This is a genomic window from Streptomyces sp. NPDC054840 (assembly GCF_053611065.1).
In genome coordinates, this window is sequence record NZ_JBSGZP010000128.1 from 1 (window position 1) to 13880 (window position 13880).

Here is a 13880-nt window from a genome sequence, read left to right on the forward strand (position 1 = left end):
CGTGGAGACCGGCCATCGGCCTTGACGGAGCAACGCGACGACGGACACCGTCGACGTGCGGATGGCCGCCGCCTCCGACCGCGCCGGCCACGAAGTCGGTCGGATACGCCAGGCGTTGGAGGAACCGTCCGGCCTCCGAGAGACGTTTCTCCTTTCGTGCCACTGCTCGTACGAGAGGGGAACGCCGAATGCAACTGATCGAAGAAATATCCGCCTACCACGACGGCGCAGGTGAACCCGGGCGCCTGGTGGGTGAGTTCCGGAGGTCGGTGCTGCTGGCCCCGCTGGCGGAGGGGCCCGGCGGAGGCCTGATGTCCGCCGTCCAGGGCGGTATCCGCTGGGTGTACGCGTTCACGGACGAGGCGGCCCTCGCGCGCTTCGCGCAGGCGCGCGGAGCCGGGGACCGGGAGTGGGAGTACCTCGCGGTCCTCGGCGCGCGGCTGGTCGACGCGATCGTCCCGATGATCGACGGTCCGGCGGGGGTCGCGGTGAACGTGGCCGACGGGAACGGATCGATGTTGTTCCCGCCGGTCGTGGGCATCGTGCCCGATGCCTGCGCCGTCGACCGAACGGACGCCGCCTGATGGCGGGCGAAGGGGACCTGGAGGTCTCGCCGGCCGCGGTCGCGGGCATCCAGAAGGGCCTGCGCGGGGCCATCGCCGAGCTGCGCGAGTCCTCGGACGCGGCCGGTGCCTCGCAGGGCGCCGGTTTCAGCGACCTGGCCATGACCGGCATGGAGGCCGGACACATGGGGCTGGCCACCGACTTCGAGGACTTCTGCGAGCTCTGGGAATGGGGGGTGCGCAGCCTCGTCCAGAACGCGAGCACCCTCGCCCGCTCCCTCGGCATCGCCGCCGGCACCGTGTGGGAGGAGGACCAGTACCTCCAGGGCGCGTTCAAGGTCGCGGCCAACGCCGCGTACGGCAACCCGCACGCGAGCGAGGACGAGATCGAGCAGAAGGGCTGGGGCGACATCTTCCGGGCCGACGTCTACAAGCCGGACTACAGCGCGGAGTCGTTCGAGAAGAGCGCGCAGGACGTCAAACAGACCTGGTCCGACACGGGCGACAAGCTGACCTCCAGCGGGAAGATCGGCTCGCTGAAGGACCTGCTGGACCAGGCGGACGGGGGGCGCTGACCGATGGGCTGGAGGGATTTCGTACCGGACTCGGTCGAGGACTGGGCCGAGGACCGGGCCGAGGACGTCGGCGACGCGATCGAGTGGACCGGCGACAAGGTCGCCGACGTGGCGGAGGACGCCGGCCTCGACGAGGCGGGCGACTGGATCCGCGACAAGAGCCGCTCCGCCGCCAACCAGCTCGGCGCGGACGTCGCGGAGCTGGAGCTCGGACAGACCGAGGACCCGAACAAGCTGGTCTACGGCAGCGTGTCGAAGATCCGGGCGCAGGTCTCGCACCTGAGTGACTTCGAGCTCTCGTTCACCCTCGTCGGCAACGGCCTGAAGGCCCTGGAGGGCGACGGCCTGAAGGGCGCGTCGGCGGACGCGTTCCGGGACGCGATAGCCAAGGAGCCGCCGCGCTGGTTCAAGGCGGCCGAGTCCTTCGGCAAGGCCGCCGACGCGATCAACCGGTTCGCCGACACCGTGGAGTGGGCCCAGGGCCAGGCCAAGGAGGCCCTGGAGGAGTACAACAAGGCCAAGAAGGTCTCACAGGACGCGCGCAACGCCTACAACAAGTCGATCGACGTCTACAAGGAAGCGGTCGAGGCGAAGAAGGACACGCTGCCGCCGCGGCCGGCGGACGATTTCAGCGACCCCGGCGTTCCGCTGGCCAAGGCCGCACAGGACAAGCTCGACACCGCACGCAGGCAGCGCAACGAGGTCGCCGAGACGGCCCGTACGGCGGTCCGGGCCGCCCGCGACGCGGCCCCGCCCAAACCCTCGTACGCCGAACAGCTCCAGGACGGCATGGACTACCTGGACCTCGCGCAGACCCATCTGGCCGGCGGCGTCGTCAAGGGCACCGCCGGCCTCGTCAACTTCGCCCGCGCCCTCAACCCGACCGACCCGTACAACCTGACCCATCCCGCCGAGTACGTGACGAACCTCAACTCGACGGCCGCCGGTCTGGTCACCATGGCCAACGACCCGTGGGGCGCGGGCAAGCAGATGCTCGACGAGTTCATGAAGGACCCCTCCGAGGGCGTGGGCAAGATCCTGCCCGAGCTCATCGGCTCCAAGGGCCTGGGCGCCGCGAAGAAGGCCGGCTCGGCCGCACGGCACCTGGACGACCTGGACGGCCCGGGCCGCAAGGAGACCGACAGGCACGGACCGCACCACGGTGAGCGGTCCGACGGGGACAAGCCCAGCGAGGGCACCGACCCCGTCGACCTCGCCACCGGCCGGATGTACCTCCCGCAGACGGACGTGGTCCTCCCCGGTACCCTCCCGTTCGCGTTCACGCGCCGTGCGGAGTCCGGCTACCGGGCGGGCCGCTGGTTCGGCCCGACCTGGTCGTCCACGATCGACCAGCACCTGGAGATCGACGCGAAGGGCGTCGTCCTGGTCTCCGAGGACGGCCTGCGGGTCGGTTATCCGCACCCCGCGCCCGGTGTGCCCGTCCTGCCGGTGTCGGCGTCGGCCCCGCGCCACCCGCTGGCGCGCACCCCGGACGGCGACTGGACGCTGACGGACCCCCTGACGGGAGCCGTCCGCCGCTTCACCCCGCCCGCCGACGGCGCCGGCAACGGCATCGCGCCGATCGCCCAGCTGGAGGACATGAGCGGCAACCACGTCATCTTCGAATACGACGGACACGGCACGCCGCTGGGCATCTCCCATTCCGGCGGCTACCGGCTGGGCTTCGAGACCGACGGCGGCCGGATCACCGCCCTGCACCTGGCCGGCGGCGGCCGCGTCCTCGCGTACGGGTACACCGACGGGAACCTGACCGAGGTCACCAACTCCTCCGGACTGCCGCTGCGGTTCACCTACGACGACCGCGCCCGCATCACCTCCTGGACCGACACGAACGACCGCCGCTACGAGTACGCCTACGACGACCTCGACCGGTGCGTCGCGGAGGCCGGTGAGGCCGGCCACATCGCCCTCACCTTCCGCTACGACGACGTGGACCCGCAGACCGGCCACCGCGTGACGCGGATGACCACCGCCGCCGGGCACACCCGCGTCTACCTGATCGACGAGCGCTACCGGGTGGTGGCCGAGACCGACCCGCTCGGCGCGGTCACCCGGTACGCGTACGACAGCGGCGGCCGGCGGATCGCGCACACCGACCCGCTCGGCCACACCACCCGCAGCACCTTCGACGACACGGGCCGCCTCGTCTCCTACGTCCGGCCCGACGGCCGGGAGGCGCGCGCCGAGTACAACGACCTCGGCCGTCCCGTCAAAGTCGTCTCCGTGGACGGCTCGGTCGTCCGGCAGACCTACGACGAGCGCGCGAACCGCACTTCGGTAAGCCGCCCCGACGGGACGGTCACCCACTTCGGCTATGACGAGCGCGGCCACCTCACCACCGTCACCGACCCCGGGGGAGCGGTCACGCGCATCCGCACCGACCGGGCCGGGCTGCCGCTCGCCGTCACCGACAGGCTCGGCGCCACCACCACGTACGAGCGGGACGCCTTCGGGCGGGTCACGGCGGTCACCGACCCGCTCGGGGCGGTCACGCGCATGGAGTGGACGGTCGAGGGCAAGCCGCTGCACCGCACGGACCCGGACGGCCGGCGCCGGTCGTGGACGTACGACGGCGAGGGCAACTGCCTGACCCGTACGGACGGGGACGGCCCCGACGGCAGGGCGGTGCACTTCGAGTACACCCACTTCGACCTGCTCGCCGCCCGCACCGACGCGGACGGCTCGCGCCACGCCTACGCGTACGACGCCGAGCTGAGGCTGACCGAGGTCCGTAATCCGCAGGGCATGACCTGGGAGTACGCCTACGACCCGGCGGGCCGGCTCGTCCGGGAGACCGACTTCGACGGCCGGGTGCTGGACTACGGCTACGACCCCGCGGGCCGGCTCGTCACCCGCACCGACGCCCTTGGGCAGCGGATCACCTTCGAGCGCGACGCCCAGGGGCACACCGTTCGCAAGGACGCGGGCGGCACCGTGACGACGTACGAGTACGACGTCTTCGACCGGCTCGCCGTCGCGGTGTGCGGGGACAGCGTGCTGACCCGGCTGCGGGACCGGGCGGGCCGGCTCCTCCAGGAGACGGTCGACGGCCGCACCCTCACCTACAGCTACGACGCCCTGGGCCGCCGCACCGGCCGGACCACCCCGACGGGGGCCGTCGCCACCTGGGTGTACGACGCCGCCGGCCGCCACGACGCCCTGACCACCTCCGGCCGCCGCATCGGCTTCACCCACGATGCGGCGGGCCAGGAACTCAGCCGCACGTACGCAGACGCCGTCACGCTCGACCAGGCCTGGGACGACACCGGCCGGCTGGTCGAGCAACGGCTCACGGGCTCCGGGCAGGCAGTGGTGCAGCGCCGCGGGTACACCTACCGCTCCGACGGGGTCCTCACCGGAGTCGACGACCTGCTGGCCGGCCCGCGCAGTTTCGATCTCGACCCGCGGGGGCGGGTGACGGCGGTGCACGCCGAGAACTGGACCGAGCGCTACGCCTACGACGAGGCGGGCAACCAGACCTCCGCGTCCTGGCCCGGCGGTCACCCCGGAGGTCAGGACGCCACCGGACCGCGCACCTACGAGGGAACCCGGTTGACCGGCGCGGGCCGGGTCCGCCACGAGTACGACGCCCTCGGCCGGGTCGTGCTCCGGCAGAAGCCCCGGCTCTCGCGCAAGCCCGACACCTGGCGCTACACATGGGACGCCGAGGACCGGATCACGGCCGTCACCACCCCGGACGGGACGCGCTGGCGGTACACGTACGACCCGCTGGGACGGCGTACGGCGAAGGAGCGGATGACGCCCGACGGCCTGGAGGTGGCCGAGCGCACGGTCTTCACCTGGGACGGCAGCGTGCTGTGCGAGCAGAGCAGCACCTCGGCGCGGGCGGCCGGCGAGGTCGCCCTGACCTGGGACCACCGTGGTCTGCAGCCGATCGCGCAGACCGAGCGGATCCTCGACGCCGGCCAGGACGTGGTGGACGAGCGGTTCTACGCCATCGTCACCGACCTGGTGGGCGCGCCCGCCGAACTCGTCGACGAGCGCGGCGAACTGGCCTGGCGCAGCCGGTCCACACTGTGGGGCTCGACGGCCTGGAACCGGGACGCCACGGCGTACACGCCGCTGCGCTTCCCCGGCCAGTACTTCGACGCCGAATCGGGCCTGCACCACAACTATTTCCGCACCTACGATCCCGAGACCGCCCGCTATCTGAGCCCGGACCCGCTGGGCCTGGCGGCGGCCCCCAACCCGGTGACGTACGTCGCCGATCCCCATCGGTGGTGCGACCCCTTCGGGCTCGCCCCCTACTCGGACAGCACCCGGGCGGCGCAGGGCGTCGACCACCAGCTCAACGAAGCGGAGAGCGGCAAGGACAACCACTACCTGAAAGGCATCAACGGCGACGAGGTGAAACTGGAGAAGTACCTGAGGGGCCATCTGCAGTCGCCGGCGAACTACGTCGACGACGCGACGGGGGCGCGGATCATCATCGACCGCAGCCTCGACCCGTCGAGGCCGGTGGCCATCATCCGCCAGGACAATATGATCCACGGGTACCACATCGACCCCGAGGACCTCTCCAACTACATCACGCCCCGCGACGGCAAGGATCAGGCGAAGTGGCGCACCCCGAAACCCGACGAGATCAATGAATAGCCCCGGCCCCACCCCCCGCGAGCCGGAACCCGACCGGCCGGGCTACCACTCCGAGCCGTCCTACGACCCGGGCCGGAGCCGGGTCTACCCTGCCCCGGTGTCGGCGGAACTGCGGGCGCTCGGCACCGAGGTCCGGGCGGCCGACTGGCCGGTGCGGCTGGCCTTCCGCAGCTCCCGCATCGCGCTGCTCGACACGCTCTGCCGCTGGCAGACCCTGCGCGCGCTGGCGTACGTGCACCTGCTGGCCGCCCGCACGGGCGACGAGCGGCTGTGGGCCGACCTGAGAGTGGTCCCCGGTCCGGACACGGCCGGTGATCCGGGCCTGCCCGAGCTGCTGACGCGGCTGGAGCGAGCTGCCGTGGAGCTCCCGGCGGACATGCTGGACGCGATCGTCTGCGACAGCGGCGGACTGCTCGCGGACAACCGGTTCGCGGCATCGGTGCTGGCCGCCGGGCTCACCGCCGATTCCCGGCCGGGGGACGCGGACGAGGCGGTCTCCCGCGCCGTGGTGCTCACCAGCTACTGGTACGAGGTCCCCGGCCGGCGCGGCGCCCTGGCCCTGGCGTGGAGCGCGAACCTGTTCGTGCGTTCCTGGCTGTCGTGGGCCCAGCAGTTCGTCCACGGCGACCCGGCGGGCGGCATCGGCATCACCGCGGACCCGCGCCCGCCCCGCCCGCCGGCGTCCGTCCTGCCGGACTGGGCGGCGCCCCTGCTGGACCGCGTCCAGGGTTCCCCGTGAGCGGGTCCGGCCGCCCCCGGAGGTAACCTCCGCCCGGGGAAGGGGGTGCGGGTGTCCATCGCCGAACTGCAGGTGTACTCCGTCGAGGAGGCCGACGTCACGGGCGGCGTGTGCGTGGTCCGGTGCGTCGGCGGCGTGGCGCGCGCCGGACAGGTCTACGCCGTCGGGGAGTCCAGGATCGGCCTGCGCCGCATCGAGCGCCACGGGCGGGCCGTCGGCTCCTTCGGGGCCGGGCACGTCGCGAGGGTCCACCTCGCGGGCGCCATGGTCGCGCTGCTCACCCGGGGGCAGGTGCTGACCGCGGTGCCGCCCGACGGGCACGCGCTGGAGGAGCTGGAGGCCTGGCTGGCCACCGACCCGCCGCTGCGGGACGAACCGCACCCACGGACCCTGCGCGTCCTGGCCGGGGTGCGGATGCGGGACGAACGCCTGCCGGACGCGATCCGGCTGCGCTGGGGCCGGATCGCGCTGGCCGCCACCCACCGCTGCGCGCGGGCCGAGGGTGGGCCCGATCTGCTGCGGGCACCCGAACTGGCCTCCGTACAGGTCTACATGATCCAGCGGTTCGGCCCGGACCGGGGCGGTGACCCGGCCGCCCTGTGCCGGGCGCTGCTGGCGCTGATGGACCTGAGCCCGGAGCAGGCCGCGGCGCAGGGCCGGGTCTGGCGGGACCTCCCGTACCACCGGATCCGGCATCTGCGCCGGATCAAGAGCCTGATCCCGTGGCTGGTGCTCGTCCGGCCCCACCTCGCGGACGCCGACCCTTCGGCGCCGGCGGTCGACGCCTGGGCCGCGGTCCGGCCCGAACTCCCGTGAGAGGTGACCGTGAGGTCCCCGTCCCCGCGCGCCGCGGGGCCCCGGTCCCCCGCCCCGCGGGCCCCGGGGCCGTTTGCCGGTGCGCCTACCGGGCCGCGTTGCCGAGGACCTTGGTCGGGGTGATGCGGACGACCACCCGGACGTCCTCCGCCGGGGCCTGCGCGTACTCCTTGCCGGCGCCCGGACCCATGTACTCCTCGGCGATGCGCACGGCCACGGCCCGGCCGATGTCCTCGGTCACGGTGGCCGTGCCGCGGATCTCGGCGTAGCGGAAGGGGTTGGCCAGGTCGAAGACGGTGAGGCCGACCCGCCCGTCCCGGACGATGTTGCGCTCCTTGCGGCGGCCCTGCTCGGTGGAGACCAGCAGGTCGCCGCCGTCGCGGGTCACCCAGATCACCGAACTCTGCGGACTTCCGTCCGGGTTGATGGTGGACAGGACGGCGGGGTGCGGCGCGTCGAGCAGTCCTCGCACGGCCTCGTTCAGCTCAACAGTCATGGCGGCGAGGCTAGTCGGCGGGCGGCGGCCCACCGCCGGTTTTCCGGCCGCGGCCACCGACTACCCGAGGTCGGACACCGGTGCGCCCGGTTCCCCGTTCCAGGGGATGTTGAGCCAGGGGCTGGCCGGGTCGGTCGTCAGGGCGAGGTGGGCGGCGAGGGCGGTCGTGTACCAGGTGCCGAACTCCTCCTCGTCGAAGTGCAGGCACCGGCCGAGGACGTACCCGGCGGAGAACTCCGCCCACGAGCGGTACGTGTCGCGCGCGGCCTCCCCGGCGCGCAGGACGGCCTTCTCGGCCTCGGCGACGGTCCCGTAGCGGCAGCCGACGCCCCAGCGCGCCATCTGCGAGGCCCGGCCGATGTCCCAGCCCTCCACCGAGCGGACCCAGCCGTCCTCGGGGAGCAGTCCGTCCGCCCGGAAGCGCTGCTCGTATCGGGCGATCCGGCCGATGAGGCGTTTGACGCCGGCTATCTCCCCCTCGACCTCGGCGACCGGGCGCGGCTGGGCGACGGTGACCCCGTCGGGAGTGAGCTGCGGTTCGGCGGCGCGTTCGGCGCTGCGGCGCAGGCTCGCCTCGGCGGCGTGCCGCCAGTGCTCGATGTCCACGAGCCCGGCGTAATCGGAGGCGAGGGCGCGCCGGACGCGGAGCGCGTACTCCCAGACGGGGCTGACCATACCGCGGTCCAGCAGGGTGTCCAGGGTGGCGAGCCAGTCGGGCCGGTCGGTGATGCTCCAGCTCTTCGCGACGCGGCGGCGCTCGTACTGGTAGCCGCTGCCGTGATAGGCGAGGGCGTTCCAGAACTCGCCGTTGGTCACGGCGAGATGGGCGCCGACGGCGAGACCGTGGGCGACGGGCCCGTGCAGCGGGCCGCCGGTGAACAGGGCGTGGACCTTGCCCTCGGGCAGGCCGTAGTGGGGGGCGGCTTCCGCGTGGGCGCGCCAGCGGGCCAGGTCGGCGGGGGCGGTGGTGAGGTAGGCCTCGGCGGGGGAGCGCGGGTTCACGGCGAGGAAGGCGGGATCGTCGGCGGCCCAGACCTTGGCGAACCAGCGCAGGCTCCGGGACTCGTAGACCGTCTCGGGGGTGGGGGTCGGCAGCATGCCGGCGGTGTGGACGACGAGCGTCCGGTCCGGGGTGGCGCGGAAGAACACCGAGTCGGGGTGCGCGTCGGACTGCCCGCGGGACTGGGCCACGTACAGCGGGGTCCGGGCCAGTACGTCGAAGTACGCGGCCCAGTCGCCGGCGGTCTTGGCCTCGTACAGCTCTCTCTCGATGGCGCTCGGCGCGATCCACGTCCCCATGCGGCCCGAGCCTATACGGGCTCCGGCCGGGGGCCGCGGGAGCGCCCTCGGCCTTCGACGACGGGGGTCAGGCCGTCGAGGAGGGCCCCCAGGCCCAGCTCGAAGAGCGCGTCGAGCCGAAGGTCGTAGCCGTCCTCGAAGGATCCGACCACCTTGGCGAAGGTCGGGAAGCGGCCGGAGTCCACCAGGTCCTGGAGGACGGGGGCACGGCTGTCCATCCACTGGTCGTCCGACTGGCCCGTGGCGGCTTCGGCGTCGGCCTCCAGCTCCAGGTGCACCGCCAGACCGTGGACGTGGCTGTAGAGCAGGACGTGGATGTCGAAGAGCGTGGTCGGATCGAGTCCGTGACCGTCGAGGGCGCCGAGCATCCACTCGCCGTGTACCAGCAGGTTGGGCACGAGCAACGGGCGGGTGAGGGAGCCGATCCGGGCCAGCCAGGGGTGCTTGCGGTAGAGCCGCCACAGGGTCCGGGTGCCCACCTCGACGCGCGCTCGCCAGTCCTCCGGGGCGGCGCCGGCGTGGGCGTCGGCGGGGGACTCCTCGCCGAAGCTGGCGTCGGCCATGAGCAGGACCAGGTCCTCCTTGCTCGGGACGTACCGGTAGGTAGACATCGCCGCGACGCCGAGCCGGGCCGCGACACCGCGCATGGACAGCGCCGCGAGTCCTTCGGCGTCGGCGATCTCGACGGCGGCGCGGACGATCCGGTCGAGGGTCAGTTCCGGCTCGGCGGCCGGGGCGGGCGAGGGACGCCTGCGGGGCGGTGCGGCGGGGGTGCTCCCGGCGACGACCGTGCCGATCCGGGGGCGGGCCTCGACCAGGCCCTCCAGGCGCAGGGTTGTCAGGGCCTTGGTGGCGGTGGCGAGCGCGACGCCCCATTCCGCGGCGATCTGACGGGTGGAGGGGACCCGCTCCCCGGGCGAGAGTTCCCCGTCGGCGATGCGCCGCCGGATCGCGGCGACGATGCGCAGGTAGGGCGGATCACCGGCCGGGCCCGCCGCGCCTGTGGTCTGCGTCACGTTCTGCCGCCTTTCTCTCCTGTACTAGTGCAGAGGGTAGCAGCGGCGATGTCCGGCGGAGCCGCTCTGAACTAGTACAGCGGTTGTGTTCTGCCAGTTGAGAGCCCTGTGTGTACGTCGTACATTCAGGATGCGTACAGCGTACAAATCCTCCAGAAGGAGCCTCTCATGCGGACCGTACTCATCTCCGGCGGCGGCATCGCCGGTCCCGTTCTCGCCCACCTCCTGCACGGCCACGGCTTCGAGCCCACGGTCGTCGAACGCGCCCCGGGCGTGCGCGGCGGCGGGCAGGCCGTGGACATCCGTGGAGCCGCACTCGACGTGGTGGAGCGCATGGGCCTGCTGCAGCGGGCGAGCCGGGTACGCACCCGGATGCGCGGCATGTCGATCCTCGGCCCCGACGGCAACGAGGTCGGCCGCTCCACCGAGGCGACCTTCAGCAGCGGCCGGCTCGACGGCGAGGACATCGAGGTGCTGCGCGAGGACCTGGTGCGGATGGTCCACGAGCACACCCGCGCGGACGTGGAGTACCTCTTCGGCGACACCGTCACCGGCCTGGAGGAGGACGAGGACGGAGTGCGGGCGGAGTTCGCGCACGCGGCGCCGCGCACCTTCGACCTCGTCGTCGGGGCGGACGGGCTGCACTCCACCGTGCGGCGCCTGGCCTTCGGCCCCGAGGAACGCTACGCCCACCACCTGGGCAGCTACCTCTCGGTCTTCGGCGCCGACAACTTCCTCGGCCTGGAGGACTGGCAGATGTGGCTGCGGGACGGGGACGTGGGCTTCGGCATCATGCCCGTACGCGGCAACACCGAACTGCGCATCGCCTTCGGCTTCGAGTCCGCGCCTCTCGCCCCGGAACTGCGCACCGCCGAGGCCCTGCGGCGGACCGTCGTCGACCGGCTGGAGTCCCTGCGGTGGGAAGGGCCCCGCCTGGGCGAGGCCGCTCGCACGGCGCCCGACTTCTACTGCGACGCCATGGCCCAGATCCGCATGGACCAGTGGTCGCGGGGCCGGGTCGTCCTGCTCGGGGACGCCGGCTACTGCCCCTCCCCCCTTTCGGGGCAGGGCACCGGCCTGGCCCTGGTGGGGGCCCACGTACTGGCCGACTCCCTCGCGCGGACCTCGGGCGACCACGTCGCCGGGTACGCACGCTACGAGGAGCGGATGCGGCCCTTCGTCGACCTCAACCAGGCGCTGGCGACGGAGAACCCGGGCGGACCCGCCTCCGAGGAATCCGTGACCCGCGCCAAGAACGCGATCTCGCTGGACGGCTGAACCCGGGTGAACGGTCAGACCGCGGCGGCGGCCCGCACCCCGACGAAGAGAACGATCACGAACGTCGCTCCGATGACCACACGGTGGCGCGCGGCCCGCAGTGCGGCGCGCGCGGTGGGCGAGAGGGAGGTCTGGCCCACGGCGTTGCGCCAGGGCTTGCTGAGGACCCAGATGCAGGTGATGGCCATGGTGGCGGCCATGAACAAGCCGAGGACCTGCCCGGCGGCATGGCGGGAGGTGGTGTCCACGGACAGGGCGATCATGATCGGATCGTACGCGGGCCCCGTGGCGCGGCACGCCCCCTCGTGCCACCACGCGACCGTGCGGACCCCCTTGACGCCCCCTGGCGCCGGGGAGACGCTCCCGGGTCTTGGATCCGAACGGTTGCAGCTGGGGGGCCGCCATGCCGGAGGAGTCTGTCCAGTCGGTGGGGGAGTTGCGCGCGCGGCTCGTCGCACAGGGGGCCCGCTGGTCGGTCCTGGAGCATCTCGCCGACGAGGAGCCCGTACCGCGGCCTTCGCTCGGTCTGGAGCCCGGGGCGAATCTGACGACCGCCGAGGAGGCGGGGACGATCGATCTCCCGGGAATCATCGGCCACCCGAGCGGCAATCCGCATCTGACCCGGCGCCGCGCCGCCCACGGGCTGCTGCCCGGGGTCCGGGGACCGCTGGTCGGAGCCCGGCCCGCCGCCGTGGACTGGCGCAGCCGCTGGGGCAGGCCGTGGATCACCAAGGTCAAGGACCAGAACCCGTGCGGCTCCTGCTGGGCCTTCGGCGCCGCCGGCCTGGTGGAGTCCATGGCCCGGATCGAGCACGACGTATGGGCGGAGCGCTCCGAGGGGGACGTCCACGACGGCCTGCGCTTCACCTGCGGCCAGGGCAGCAACCCGGAGACCGCCCTCGACTGGATCAAGGCGAACGGCGGGCTCGCCGACCCCGACTGCTGGCCGTACAGCACCCCGCCCGCCGGTCTGCCGGCCGCCCGCCGCGATGCCTGGCGCGCCGAGTACACGCCCAGCTGGGACCGGTCCGGCCGGACCGTCCGGATCACCGACTACGTCCGGCTCGGCGACGTCGAGCAGCAGAAGGTCTGGTTGGACACGGTCGGCCCGCTGACCGCCTGCTTCGACGTCTACGACGACTTCTTCGGTCTCGGCTCCGGCGTGTACCACCGTACGAGCGAGCATCTGGCGGGCGGCCACTGCGTGTTGGTCGTCGGCTACGACGACGCGGCCGGCTGCTGGCTGTTCAAGAACTCCTGGGGAACGGGTTATCACGTCGGCGGCTACGGCCGGATCGCCTACGGCGAGGTCAACATCGACCACTGGGCCAAGTGCGGCCTGCGCGGCACCAACCCCGACCCGTGGACCAAGCGCCGGCTGCACACCGGCAACGTCTACGAGAGCGGCAACGGCCGCGCCCACCGCAACTTCGAGCTGCTCGCCACCGCCCCCGGCGGCCGCCTCCGGCACTGGTGGCGCGAGGGCGATGCCCCGTTCGCCTGGGCCCGCGCCGGCACCTTCGCCACCGACGCCTCCGGTCAGCCCGCCTTCACCGGTACCACCTACAACCGCAACATGGAGTCCCTGCACGTGACCACCGGCGGCCGGCTGCGCCACTGGTACTACGAGCAGTCCGCGGCCGTCTGGCGCGACGGCGGCGTCTTCGGGCCGGGTGACGCGGCGGTCGGCTCGACCCCCGCGTTCATCCAGAGCGACTACGGCAAGCCGGGCAACTTCGAGGTGGTCGTCCGGACCGCCGACGGCCGCCTGGGCCACTGGTGGCGGATCAACGGAGCCCCCTGGACCTGGAACGACGGCGGCCGGTTCGCCTCCGGCATCGCCCACTACGGGCCCGCCCTCGTCCAGACCCGCGCCCGCCACCTCGACCTCGTCGCCGCCCTCACCGACGGCCGCATGCAGCTGTGGTGGCGCGACGATCCGAACGGCTTCACCTGGCGGGCCGGGGAAATCTTCGGCAGCGGTACGGCGGCCGTCTCCGCGCCCTGCCTGATCGAGGGGCAGTCCGGTGCCGCCGACGAGGACACCGCCGGGAACTACGAGCTGTGCGTGGCCGTCGCCGGCGGGCAGGTCGAGCACTGGTGGCGCGGCAACGCGGGCGGCTCGCCGTGGCGGCGCGGCGCGGTCTTCGGGCACGACGTCGCCTCCGTCACCGGGATGCTCCAGGGCAGTTTCGGGTTCAACCTGGAAGTCATCGTCCTGCGCACCGACCGCCGCCTTCAGCACTACTGGCGCGACGGCGCGGGCTGGCACGAGGGGCCGGTGATCGGCCCCGTCTGAGAGGACCGGGCGGGCATGGAGGTACGGAGCATCGTGCTGGGCCCGGACGAGCCGTACGAGCTGCGGCTCACCGGGCGCGGGGCGCGCGGGTACGTGTGGACCTGGCAGGTCACCGGGGACGCGGACGTGGTGACGGTGACGCAGGCCCCGGCGGCCCCGGC

The 13880-nt window shown here is 72.9% G+C and carries 11 protein-coding genes; 7 read left to right on the top strand and 4 right to left on the bottom strand.

Annotation, left to right across the window (positions count from 1 at the left end; translation table 11 throughout):
* Nucleotides 1-188: 188 nt before the first annotated feature.
* The 5 genes from ACWGIU_RS12370 (at nt 189) to ACWGIU_RS12390 (ending at nt 7331) form a co-directional block, all read left to right on the top strand.
* Nucleotides 189-584, top strand: coding sequence for a hypothetical protein (locus tag ACWGIU_RS12370; RefSeq protein ID WP_453704969.1), 396 nt, complete (start codon nt 189-191; stop codon nt 582-584).
* Nucleotides 584-1138 (top strand): hypothetical protein, encoded by a 555-nt coding sequence (locus ACWGIU_RS12375; protein ID WP_453704971.1) that lies wholly within the window; start codon nt 584-586, stop codon nt 1136-1138. The genes ACWGIU_RS12370 and ACWGIU_RS12375 overlap by 1 nt, the downstream gene beginning before the upstream one ends.
* A gap of 3 nt (nt 1139-1141) precedes the next feature.
* Nucleotides 1142-5776, top strand: a complete 4635-nt coding sequence (locus ACWGIU_RS12380; RefSeq protein ID WP_453704973.1) for a putative T7SS-secreted protein — start codon at nt 1142-1144, stop codon at nt 5774-5776.
* A 97-nt stretch (nt 5777-5873) separates the two neighbouring features.
* Nucleotides 5874-6515: a hypothetical protein gene (locus tag ACWGIU_RS12385; protein WP_453704975.1), complete on the top strand. Its 642-nt coding sequence runs from the start codon at nt 5874-5876 to the stop codon at nt 6513-6515.
* A gap of 51 nt (nt 6516-6566) precedes the next feature.
* Nucleotides 6567-7331 carry a hypothetical protein gene (locus ACWGIU_RS12390; protein WP_453704977.1) on the top strand — a complete coding sequence of 255 codons (765 nt, stop codon included), beginning with the start codon at nt 6567-6569 and terminating at the stop codon, nt 7329-7331.
* 85 nt (nt 7332-7416) lie between these two features.
* Here ACWGIU_RS12390 and ACWGIU_RS12395 read toward each other — a convergent pair whose 3' ends face one another.
* The 3 genes from ACWGIU_RS12395 to ACWGIU_RS12405 are packed head-to-tail and all read right to left on the bottom strand — an operon-like array spanning nt 7417 to nt 10142.
* Nucleotides 7417-7827, bottom strand: a complete 411-nt coding sequence (locus ACWGIU_RS12395; RefSeq protein ID WP_453704979.1) for a PPOX class F420-dependent oxidoreductase — start codon at nt 7825-7827, stop codon at nt 7417-7419.
* A 60-nt stretch (nt 7828-7887) separates the two neighbouring features.
* The gene (locus ACWGIU_RS12400; protein WP_453704981.1) at nt 7888-9126 is read right to left on the bottom strand and encodes a DUF1266 domain-containing protein; all 1239 of its coding nucleotides are present in this window, start codon (nt 9124-9126) and stop codon (nt 7888-7890) included.
* A gap of 11 nt (nt 9127-9137) precedes the next feature.
* Entirely contained in the window at nt 9138-10142 is a 1005-nt protein-coding gene (locus ACWGIU_RS12405) for a TetR/AcrR family transcriptional regulator C-terminal domain-containing protein (RefSeq protein WP_453704983.1), read from the bottom strand.
* Between the two features lie 168 nt (nt 10143-10310).
* On the opposite strand from ACWGIU_RS12405, the gene ACWGIU_RS12410 reads away from it, so the two are divergent.
* Nucleotides 10311-11420, top strand: coding sequence for an FAD-dependent monooxygenase (locus ACWGIU_RS12410; RefSeq protein WP_453704985.1), 1110 nt, complete (start codon nt 10311-10313; stop codon nt 11418-11420).
* A 14-nt stretch (nt 11421-11434) separates the two neighbouring features.
* Here the strand turns inward: ACWGIU_RS12410 and ACWGIU_RS12415 are convergent, their stop codons facing one another.
* Nucleotides 11435-11683, bottom strand: coding sequence for a hypothetical protein (locus tag ACWGIU_RS12415; protein ID WP_453704987.1), 249 nt, complete (start codon nt 11681-11683; stop codon nt 11435-11437).
* A gap of 140 nt (nt 11684-11823) precedes the next feature.
* Here ACWGIU_RS12415 and ACWGIU_RS12420 point away from each other — a divergent pair, with 140 nt between their 5' ends.
* Nucleotides 11824-13719: a C1 family peptidase gene (locus tag ACWGIU_RS12420; protein WP_453704989.1), complete on the top strand. Its 1896-nt coding sequence runs from the start codon at nt 11824-11826 to the stop codon at nt 13717-13719.
* The last annotated feature ends 161 nt before the right edge of the window (nt 13720-13880 follow it).

Bases quoted from the DNA above. Each gene is read 5' to 3' on its own strand.
- ACWGIU_RS12415 (WP_453704987.1), bottom strand. From the start codon at position 11,683: ATGATCGCCCTGTCCGTGGACACCACCTCCCGCCATGCCGCCGGGCAG.
- ACWGIU_RS12400 (WP_453704981.1), bottom strand. From the start codon at position 9,126: ATGGGGACGTGGATCGCGCCGAGCGCCATCGAGAGAGAGCTGTACGAG.
- ACWGIU_RS12370 (WP_453704969.1), top strand. From the start codon at position 189: ATGCAACTGATCGAAGAAATATCCGCCTACCACGACGGCGCAGGTGAA.
- ACWGIU_RS12380 (WP_453704973.1), top strand. From the start codon at position 1,142: ATGGGCTGGAGGGATTTCGTACCGGACTCGGTCGAGGACTGGGCCGAG.
- ACWGIU_RS12420 (WP_453704989.1), top strand. From the start codon at position 11,824: ATGCCGGAGGAGTCTGTCCAGTCGGTGGGGGAGTTGCGCGCGCGGCTC.
- ACWGIU_RS12375 (WP_453704971.1), top strand. From the start codon at position 584: ATGGCGGGCGAAGGGGACCTGGAGGTCTCGCCGGCCGCGGTCGCGGGC.
- ACWGIU_RS12410 (WP_453704985.1), top strand. From the start codon at position 10,311: ATGCGGACCGTACTCATCTCCGGCGGCGGCATCGCCGGTCCCGTTCTC.
- ACWGIU_RS12395 (WP_453704979.1), bottom strand. From the start codon at position 7,827: ATGACTGTTGAGCTGAACGAGGCCGTGCGAGGACTGCTCGACGCGCCG.